This window comes from Peptostreptococcus russellii, from assembly GCF_003012055.1.
Classification (GTDB): domain Bacteria; phylum Bacillota; class Clostridia; order Peptostreptococcales; family Peptostreptococcaceae; genus Peptostreptococcus; species Peptostreptococcus russellii.
This window is the reverse complement of record NZ_JYGE01000007.1, coordinates 268,423-278,264: the sequence shown is the minus strand read 5'-3', so window position 1 is coordinate 278,264 and position 9,842 is coordinate 268,423. Positions and strand designations below refer to the sequence as shown.

At 33.5% G+C, this 9,842-nt stretch carries 8 protein-coding genes and 1 rRNA gene; all 9 read right to left on the bottom strand.

Features of this window, described 5'->3' with window-relative positions:
• Positions 1–424: ribosomal RNA gene (locus UF10_RS09040) — 16S ribosomal RNA — on the bottom strand; the annotation flags it as partial.
• Positions 425–1,260: 836 nt separating this feature from the next.
• Entirely contained in the window at positions 1,261–1,473 is a 213-nt protein-coding gene (locus UF10_RS09035; protein WP_106777468.1) for a helix-turn-helix domain-containing protein, read from the bottom strand.
• A gap of 443 nt (positions 1,474–1,916) precedes the next feature.
• Positions 1,917–2,558, bottom strand: a complete 642-nt coding sequence (locus UF10_RS09030; protein ID WP_170062475.1) for a glycoside hydrolase family 25 protein — start codon at positions 2,556–2,558, stop codon at positions 1,917–1,919.
• Between the two features lie 429 nt (positions 2,559–2,987).
• The gene (locus tag UF10_RS09025; RefSeq protein ID WP_106777466.1) at positions 2,988–5,045 is read right to left on the bottom strand and encodes a cell wall-binding repeat-containing protein; all 2,058 of its coding nucleotides are present in this window, start codon (positions 5,043–5,045) and stop codon (positions 2,988–2,990) included.
• Positions 5,046–5,210: 165 nt separating this feature from the next.
• Positions 5,211–7,583, bottom strand: coding sequence for a cell wall-binding repeat-containing protein (locus UF10_RS09020; RefSeq protein ID WP_170062474.1), 2,373 nt, complete (start codon positions 7,581–7,583; stop codon positions 5,211–5,213).
• Positions 7,584–7,950: 367 nt separating this feature from the next.
• A complete protein-coding gene (locus tag UF10_RS09015) occupies positions 7,951–8,766 on the bottom strand; it encodes a hypothetical protein (RefSeq protein WP_106777464.1) in 816 nt (271 codons plus the stop codon).
• A 61-nt stretch (positions 8,767–8,827) separates the two neighbouring features.
• A complete protein-coding gene (locus UF10_RS09010; RefSeq protein ID WP_106777463.1) occupies positions 8,828–8,974 on the bottom strand; it encodes a YvrJ family protein in 147 nt (48 codons plus the stop codon).
• Between the two features lie 91 nt (positions 8,975–9,065).
• A complete protein-coding gene (locus UF10_RS09005) occupies positions 9,066–9,293 on the bottom strand; it encodes a DUF2922 domain-containing protein (protein WP_106777462.1) in 228 nt (75 codons plus the stop codon).
• 289 nt (positions 9,294–9,582) lie between these two features.
• Positions 9,583–9,804: a DUF1659 domain-containing protein gene (locus tag UF10_RS09000; protein WP_106777461.1), complete on the bottom strand. Its 222-nt coding sequence runs from the start codon at positions 9,802–9,804 to the stop codon at positions 9,583–9,585.
• Positions 9,805–9,842 lie beyond the last annotated feature (38 nt).

The window sequence follows — 9,842 nt, the reverse complement described above, 5'->3', positions numbered from 1 at the left end:
AGACCTTCATCGTTCACGCGGCGTTGCTGCATCAGGCTTTCGCCCATTGTGCAATATTCCCCACTGCTGCCTCCCGTAGGAGTTTGGACCGTGTCTCAGTTCCAATGTGGCCGATCACCCTCTCAGGTCGGCTACTGATCGTGGCCTTGGTAGGCTTTTACCCCACCAACTAGCTAATCAGACGCGGGTCCATCCTATACCGCTAACGCTTTGATACACCGAAGATGCCATCAGTGTACGTTATCATGTATTAGTATGCTTTTCAGCATGTTATCCATGTGTATAGGGCAGGTTACCCACGCGTTACTCACCCGTCCGCCGCTCAGTCTTCTCTGGTGCAAGCACCAAAGGGACCGCGCTCGACTTGCATGTGTTAAGCACGCCGCCAGCGTTCATCCTGAGCCAGGATCAAACTCTCGTTAAAAAATTTGTCTGCTCAGATAATTATCTCGAAATATCTGGCTTGGTTTGTTTGTGGTTTAAACAAGTTTGCTTGTTTAAACAGTTAATTTCAAATGCTTTATTTAAAAAGCTTTATTGAATTAACCTGCTGTTCAATTTTCAAAGTTCATTGTGTGTCGTGTTTCGACGACTTAATTATAGTAACATTTTTAAAAGCTTTTGTCAATACTTTTTTTAAATTTTATTTTTATTAAGTATTTAATCTTTTTAAAATTGTTAGCGCCCTTTTCTTAAGGACAAGTAATAATATACCACCTTATAATTATATTGTCAATGCTTTTTCTATATTTTAGTTTGATTTTTTATAAAATAGATCAATTTATAAGACCTTAATAGAAAGTCAACACACTAAAAAAGCTTTAAATAAGCTATTTAAGAAGCTTATACCATATATGAAAATATTATTGTAAAAATCTCCATCCTCTAATTCTCCTATACTTTTTGGGTACTACTGTATAACGATTTTCCCACACTATGAATATATTTTTATAACACTCATAACTCTATAGCTTTATAATATTCTTGATTTCTGCTCACTAACTTATAGCAGATTGTATCATATTTACTGATTTTCTACTGTATCATTGTTTTACGTTTGATAACCCAACATAGATTTTCCTACATTTACTAATTTTTACTGTGTCCATACTATCTGTTTGATAACCCACATAGATTTTCCTACACTTGCTGACTTTATACTATATCTTTATTTCCTATTCAACAGCCGTACGCAATTTCTATTCAATAGCCCTGCATAAACTTTTTCCTAGCTAGCCTTTTATTTTAATTGTTCTTTCACTACTCTTCATCTTCACAATACTCTAAAATATCACCCGGACTACACTCAAGATATTTACAAATGCTATTCAAAGTAGAGAACCTAACTCCCTTAGATTTTCCAGTTTTTAGTATTGATAGATTCGTACTGCTGATTCCTATCGCTTCCGAGAGCTCCTTCAAAGTCTTTTTTCTTTTAGCCAGCATAACATCTAAATTTACCACTATAGACATCTCCCTGCCCCCTAACATCTCTTATTTTTATCCAATACCTCGTTATCATTCTATCTAGAAAGCTTTATATATCACTTTATATATCACTTTCTAGATAATAAATTCTATTTTGATAAATTAATTCAATATTAAGTAATATATTTTATGCAAAACATAATGAAATACAAAAATAGCTTGAGTAAAACTCCCAAAACTAAAGTCAAAAAATAATATATGCCCAACAGTCAATCTTAAAACCATTGAGCATATTAATTATAAATCACCTTGCTTTCAAATCTTTCAAACAGCTATTATTAATCAATCATATAATTTATAAAAACTAGAAACTTGCCATACTAGATCACAGCAAACCCGCTACTAGCAACAAAAATATAAATCTTTCAAAGCACTCACTCTATAAACTCAACCACTCACTCCCAATACATCCCAAAGCTAGTCCACTACTATTTACTATTGCCATTAAATCCCTTCTTGACTATTATCTCTGGGTAATCTATGTAAGATATATTCATATCCACGCCACCTTCACTAGTTGATGGTATACCTGCTATCTTTCCCTTGTTTGTGTACTGCCAGACATAGACATTGCCCAGTCCCTTGTAAGCGTGAGACTTGGACTCCCACCTAGCTATCCACAGATCGTATCTAGAAAGCCTAGACATATCCAGCTTGGAATCTAGCCAGTACTTCATAGTGTACAGACCAACATAGTAGCCAGCCCTCTCCAGCCTATCCAGAAATGCCACAGCAATATCTGTCCTTTGCCCATTAGTCAAACTTCCCTGACACCTAAAATTCTCCAAATCAAGATAAACAGGATAAGAAAACTTCATCCCCTCCAAAGAATAAAGAAACATATCCGCCTCCTTGATAGCCTCAGAAACATTAGATGCATAACAATACCAGTAGGCACCAACATTTAAATTTGCCCTCACAGCCGAGTTGTAATTTCTCACCCAGTTAGGATCTTCCCCAGTATAGCCCGAACCTGCCTTGATAATAACAAAATCAAGACCATTTTTCTTTGCCAATTCAAAATTACAGATACCATTGTACTTACTAACATCCACGCCAAGTCTTTCCATATCATTACCTCCCAAAATTAAAGTAAAACTTATACACATAAAATACTTTTGATAAGGTCATTATATATTTTTTGTCCACAATATCTTACCGTAGTATGTGGAAAATGTGGAAACTAGCTAAATATTTTGAAAATAAAGTAAAAATAAGATTTCCATACAATAAAATAGAAAGACCTAGCAGAGAACTCTATAAAACATCTCTCAGCATCTAGGAAACATATAGCTAATACAAATATACAGATACTAACAATACACAGATATTAACAACTCATAGATATTAACAACACATAGATATTAACAACATACAGATATTAACAACACACAGATATTAATAACACACAGATATTAACAATAAAAAAAGAGAGTGCCATATGACACTCCCTTAAATATATTCAAATTATAAGATATCTATCTTGAAAAATCTAAATACTACTTCTTAAATGTACTCTCAACCTTTTCTGATACACTGCTAGTACCACCGATTATATATACATTTTCTATATCACTAGAAGATATATAGCTCTTGATATCCTTTGGTAGGCTATCCTTACGAGTCAATAGTAGTGGTCCCTCATACTTGTTGTATAATGTAATAGCAGCTAGACCATCTGGATACTTCTCACCACTTGCAAGAAGAGCATTCTTAGGATTATTGAAATGCTTTGCAATCTTGGCAGAAGTCTCATATCTATCACGACCAGAATATCTATATCCAGCAAAAGAATTGTCCATAGAAGTATGTCCACCAACTATTATATTCTTGTCGCTCTTTTTGTCTATTCTAGAATCAACATTGTGTCCATCCGTTAGAACAATAGCTCTCTTATCCTTGGCTGCAATAGGACCAGCAGATAAAGCATCAGCAAACTGCTTTCCGTTTACTAATACTGGAGCTTCGTTGCTTCCACTAGCTCTAGTGACTTCCTTGTATACTTCCATAGAAGTCTTGTATCTATCTGAACCGCTCAATCTGATTACTTCTCTGTTTTTGTCGTCCTTATTCTTAGATAACTTGAACTCTATCTTGTTTGATATACTCTTAGTACCACCCAGTATATAAAGCTTGTCAACTTTCAATCTATCTAGCTCAGCCTTGACATCATCAGCAGTTGAACCTTCATTTACCAATAAAAGAGGTGCCTCGTGAATAGCTGCAAGAGCCCCACCTGATAGAGCATCTGCAAAGTTTTCACCACTAGCTACTACAGCTATATCAGACTTATCATATGCCTTTTTGCTTAGCTTGATAGCAGTAGAATATCTGTTGCCGTCACTGTATCTAGTAACCTTAGAATCTATCGGCTTGTCTGTATCAGGCTTATCAGTATCTGGCTTGTCTGTATTACCATCTGGAAGATTAATAGAGTCACGTTCTTCTACTACACTTATTCTCTGTAAGAAATTGTTTGGTTGCTTCAAAGTAATCTCTATAATACCGTGATCAGGGAACCAAGGAAGAGATACAGAGTTTGAATTTCTAACACTAATCTCTTTTTTTACATATTCATCATCTTTAAACTTAGATTTACCATCCTTGTCCTTATCACCATTTCTCTTTGCCTTCTTGAATGTATCTTCTGTATTGTAATATTTAATTACAAATTTATCGTTTTTTCTACTATTATCATAGTAAAAACTTCTATCACTCATAGCACCTATCTTTAATGTTATTCTAGCAGATCTAGCATCAGGTCTAAATATAAAGCTATCTACTTCCTTATCACCAAAATTTCCTAATATAAAGCCTTCATACTTCTTTTCATCTTCATAAGTAGAAGTAGCATATATTTTATTTTCACCTAAAATAGTATCTAAATTGCGCTGATCACTATCTAGCTTTGTAGTTGGACTCATAGTATTTTCTCCCATAAGTCCAGCATATACTCTCATATTAAATTCATCTTTATATACGGCATCCTTATTGCTATCTTTTATTGATAACTCTATCTTAGATCCCAAATTTTCACAAGGAATATAATATCTGTACATTGTCTTGTCAGAGCTATACTCAACACTATAACGTCCGTAATTTTTCAATAGATATGTCTTGGCTCCATTTAAAGTTACTATTAGTGGCTCTTTGTCCTTGTCATTATCAAAAGCCTTTTCACTTAGGTCTATCATCAGATATCCCTTGCCTGAAAAAGGAGTGCTAACATTTACCTTTAAGTTCTTAGACTTTGGCATGTTTACCTTTGTATCATATCCAACATTTGCCTTTACTGATATTTCATCAGCTATAGTATCACCTTTGTCAGTATCATCCTGAACTTTATCATCTTCAGATTTATTGTCACTATTGGGATTTTCTTTATCTGTCTTATCGCCTGTTCCTTGATCATCTCCCTTAGTAGAAGTATCCAAGATAGCTGTTTCCGGCTTTGTTTCACCTTCTGCAAATGACGAATACATAGGAATAGAAGCCAATATAAAAGTAGAACTCAATAAAATGGCAGCTATTTTTTTATTAAGATTTTTAATTTTCATTGTATTACCTCCATAGTAGTTTGTGTATTAATTATATCTAATTGATATATGCCTTTCAATAGTTATTAAATCCAATTAATTTTCTCTAAAAAAAGAGAGTGAGAAACCTCCCACTCTCCAATTTATCTATTAATTGTATATATCTAATCTATTAGATTGTAAATCTTATAAGTCTAGCTTATCAACAACAACCTTCATAACGTCAGAAGATACAACTCCACCTACCTGATAGATGTTAGCTCTCTGATTATCAAGAACTCCGCCATCCTTCATTAGGTCTACCTGATCCTTAGTTAGCTTATTACCAGATAGAACTATTGGTGATCTCTGAGCAGCTGCAAAAGAACCAGCAGTCTGAGCATCTACTAAGTAGTCATTTTCTCCTGATGCGAAGATTGCACCATTTACTGATACCTTTGAAGTGTCTGTACTCTTAGAGTTTACATAGAATTCCTTTATAACTTCAACATTTGTATCATATCTATTATCTCCAGATATTCTCTTTCTTGTTGCAACCTCTGCAGTTCCCAAGTCTCTAAGAACCTGAGTACTTAGACTTTGTTCCCCACCTATTAGGTATGCATTATTAGTTTCCAATTTTGTTTTAATGAACTCTCTAGTTTCTCTATCTATACCATTCTTATCAACAACAAGTATTGGGCTTACTTCAGTATCATTTTCACCTGGCTGATACATACCTATATTATTCTTCATAGATGCAATAGATGAAACTGACATAGCATCTGCCGCGCCTTCACTTCCAACTATGAAAGCTCTTTTGTTCTTTAAACCATCATACTTAAGTCTCTTAGCAACTTCTAGAGAAGTAGTCTTTCTATTTGAACCAGCTAGTCTCTGTACAACAGCGCCGAATTCATCTTCTAACTGCTTAACAACCTTAGCTGGTACAGACTGTTCTCCACCTACTATGTATACAGTCTTGTTCTTAAGTGACTCACAAGCTCTATCTATTTCCTTGATAGTATCTCTATTTAATCCAGTGTTTGGATCTGCTAGTAATATAGGAGCGTTCTTAGCTGAAGCTAGAGGAGCTGCTGCTAGACCATCTAGCTGAGCCTTTCCACCTACTATTACTACTGATTTAGCAGTGTCTGGCTTGAATTGTTCTTCAGAAACAGCTATAGCTGTAGCATATCTATTAGATCCTGCTAGCTTAGTGAAGTGTCCTGATACTACTTCTACGTTACCCTTAAGGTCACGAAGTACATCGTATAGGTCTCTCTGACTATCACCCTTTACTACAAACTTAAGAGTCTTAGTTACATCCTCATCATTTGCATCTTTAACATCAACATTAAATGTAAGCTTGTATCCGTCTCCAGACTTGTCTATCTTAGCATCACCTAACTTGATATTACTTTCATTTTTATTAAGAAGTTCATAGTTAGAGCCACGGAAATTAAATCTCCAAGGTTCCTTCTTTGCATTTATTATTCCATTAACAAAATCCTTACCTTCAGAAGTATATCCATCTTCTCTAGTGTAGATATTTTCTAGTCCTAGAGACTCTTCTACAGCATTTGAGTCTACAGTGTAAACCTCAGTATCTCCATTCTTTATATCAATTACTACTGACTTATTGTCACCTTCATTTTCTATAGTGTCAAACTCTTCTATAGATTTCATGAATTCTTCACCATAGTTATTATTTATCTCAATATCTCCATCTTTATTAACTGCAAATAAAACGACACCATCTTTTGTTTCAGTGAAGTCTAGTGCATCGTCACCTAATTCTAATGTAATCTTCTTTCCACCAGTTAATTCTACTTCCATCTTAGTAATTTCAGCTATAGTTTTTCCTGCTACAGCTTCCTTATTATTTATAACATATTCGCCATTTTTATAATCATTTGACCAAATCTTTAAAGATTCAACAAAAGTTTCATCTTTTTCTTTTCCTTCAGCTACTCTATTTGCTTCATTTACATAGGCAACTAAATACTTGGCAGTCTTTGTAAGCGAAACTTCCTGATTATTTTCAAATATCCATTTTCCGTCATTCTCAATTGATTTAACATAGTGCTTCTGATCAGTCTTTTTTGTAGATGAACCATCCTTAGAACCCTTATCTATTATTGCTACTACTGGCTTTTCTTCTGAATTACTATAAGATTCTAGTAGAGTTCCTAGCTTAGTAGCATTATCAACTACATACCATCCATCACCTTCTATTGCTCCATTCACTATCTTTACAGTATCTGTAACATCTGCATTAAACTCTTGGAAATCTTTGTATGCACTTGCACTATACTCCTTAAATCCTTGACCAGGCTTATTTACTAGTACTATGTACTTAGAGTTTAAGTAATCCTTTGCTAGTGATGAGCCAGTTGGTATAGTTATACCATTAGCCTTCTCATTGTCATACTTGTCATTTAGTGCCTTTCTTGCCTTTTCTACCGCTTCGTTTACTGAAACGTCCTTGTGATTAGTCACATCGGCATTTGCTATTGCTGGTGCAACAGTTGTTACTGCAGTTGCAGCAGCCATTAAAACAGCTATTTGTTTCTTCATTTTTATCATTCCTCCCAAACATATTATTCAATTACATTTCAATCGCGTTAATTATCCTGTACCAATGACAAAATAATCTTTACACTTCTCACACTCTAATATTATTACAAAACTGTAATAATTTCAAGTGGTTTTCGAAAAAATTGTGCTTTTTCATGTATTTTAGCCTTTTTTTTATCAATATTTTTCTTCAACCGTACTTTATTATACATTACTATTATTAATATTTCAACATTTTACGCAAAAAAAATGCTATCTCTGGCAATATTTTTAGAGATAGCATAATTTTTATTTTTTTTCTAAACTTAAATTGAAATTTATTCCTGATTACAATTCAAATTCTAAGCTTTTTATCCTTTGACAGACTTTACTTTTCCTTATCGGCAAGCTCTTTTTCTCTTTCTTTTTTACATTTTATTAGGTATTTCTCTACTTCTTCTTCTCTCATAGTATATTCCCTAGATTTTTCTCCTTTTTTCTTGTCCAAATCTATGACTATATAGGTTTTTGAGTTCTTCTTTTTTCTTATAAATAATTTATTTCCTTGTTTTGCTAGTAGTTCTTTGTGGTGATCGTCAATTGTTTTTGCTAGTTGTGCAAACAATCTTAGATATGAGTGGTCATGGTTATCTTTTACGTCGCTGATGTATCTTCTGATTTGTTCTGGACACTTCTCTATTAGTTCGGATATTTCCTTGTCTGTCATACTATACTTTTCACTCAGCATTCCTGCTGTATGTATACATATATTTTGTCTTATTTGTCTCTGGCTCTCTATATATATTCTCCCCCCTTGAAATTCTTTAAGCACTCCTATTATTATTCCTGCCAGCTCTTCTAATGATGGGTTGGAGAATCTAATGACAGATAATACTATTATCTCTAGGTTTCCTAAGTGTTTCTTTGCTTCTTTGAGTAGTTTTTTACTGTCGCTTTCTTTTAATGATAGCAGTGCTTCTGAATTGAGCATATCTCTAAATACTACTTCTGGATCTTTAGATGATATGTTTTTGTAGTTTTTTCTGACCTTTCCACCCAAGAGATTTATCGCCATCATTATTCTTAATATGTCCATATCTCCTACTATCTGAGCTATTGAATCTTTTGCCATAAACTTATCTTCTCTGCTTTCATCTCTTTCTTTTCCTATTTCATTATCTAAGGTGTTCTTTTCTAAAGTCATACTCTACCTCCTAATATTTAATTTCTGGGAAGTTTCCTTCCCAGAAATTATTTTGTTTATATTATTTAGCCTCAATTATTCTTGCCAATTCAGATATGCATGTTGTTAGTTGATCTATCTTCATCTCCATTCTCACCAGTAGGTAAACAGATATCGTTATCGGAAATCCCACATTTTGTATTATAGATATTATAGTCTTACCATCCATATTCTGCTATTTTGTCTCCTTTTTTATTTGCGAGTTGATTTTTATTATCTTCGCTACTTTTATTGAGCTACGGACTGAGTGCCTATATTCTCTATATTCCTAGATCAAACTTTTTTACAGAAGTATCTATTATGCTTGCATCTTCTACTGCTTCTATCTTCATTCCTGCTGGATTGATGATATTTTTTTCCACTATTATGTCCATAACTTTCTTTATTTCCTCTTCTGTAAGGTCTTCACGTGGATTTTTAAGTACTAAATTATAACTCTTCTGATCGATTCTCTTGAACTTTAACTGTAACTTCTTTGTATTTTCCATTTTTTTGTCCTCTCTTATTAATATATGCAATTTTTAAAAAATCCATTACTTTTTTTAAACAATTTTTTATTATTTTTTTACTTCTTACTACTTTTGCTACTTTTTACTATTACTACTTACTTTACTTTTTTTATTGCTTTACTCCTTTTATCGCTTTACTTCTTTTATTGCTCTAGCTATTTTATTACTTTACTTCTTTCTTGCAAACTAGCTAAGCTATCTTTTACTTATTTTCTATCTTTTATTTCTTTTGCTACTTTTTACTTACTTTGATATTTTCTGCTTACTTTTACTCATCTACTACTATTTCGCTTTGTAGTCTGTGTATTCCTAGTAGTGGTAAACTTTGTAGGGATGCTAGTTCATTTGCTAGCTGATATATATCATCATCACTTGCCCCTTTGTTAATGTTTTTGATTGATAGACTCATCAACTTTTTCTTTCCTGTGTTTGTTTCTCCCTTGCTAAATACCATCTTTAGAGTGATTTCCTTATCTTCTAACTTTGCCATACTTATTACCTCCTTGTAATTTTATCTCGCTGCAGCTT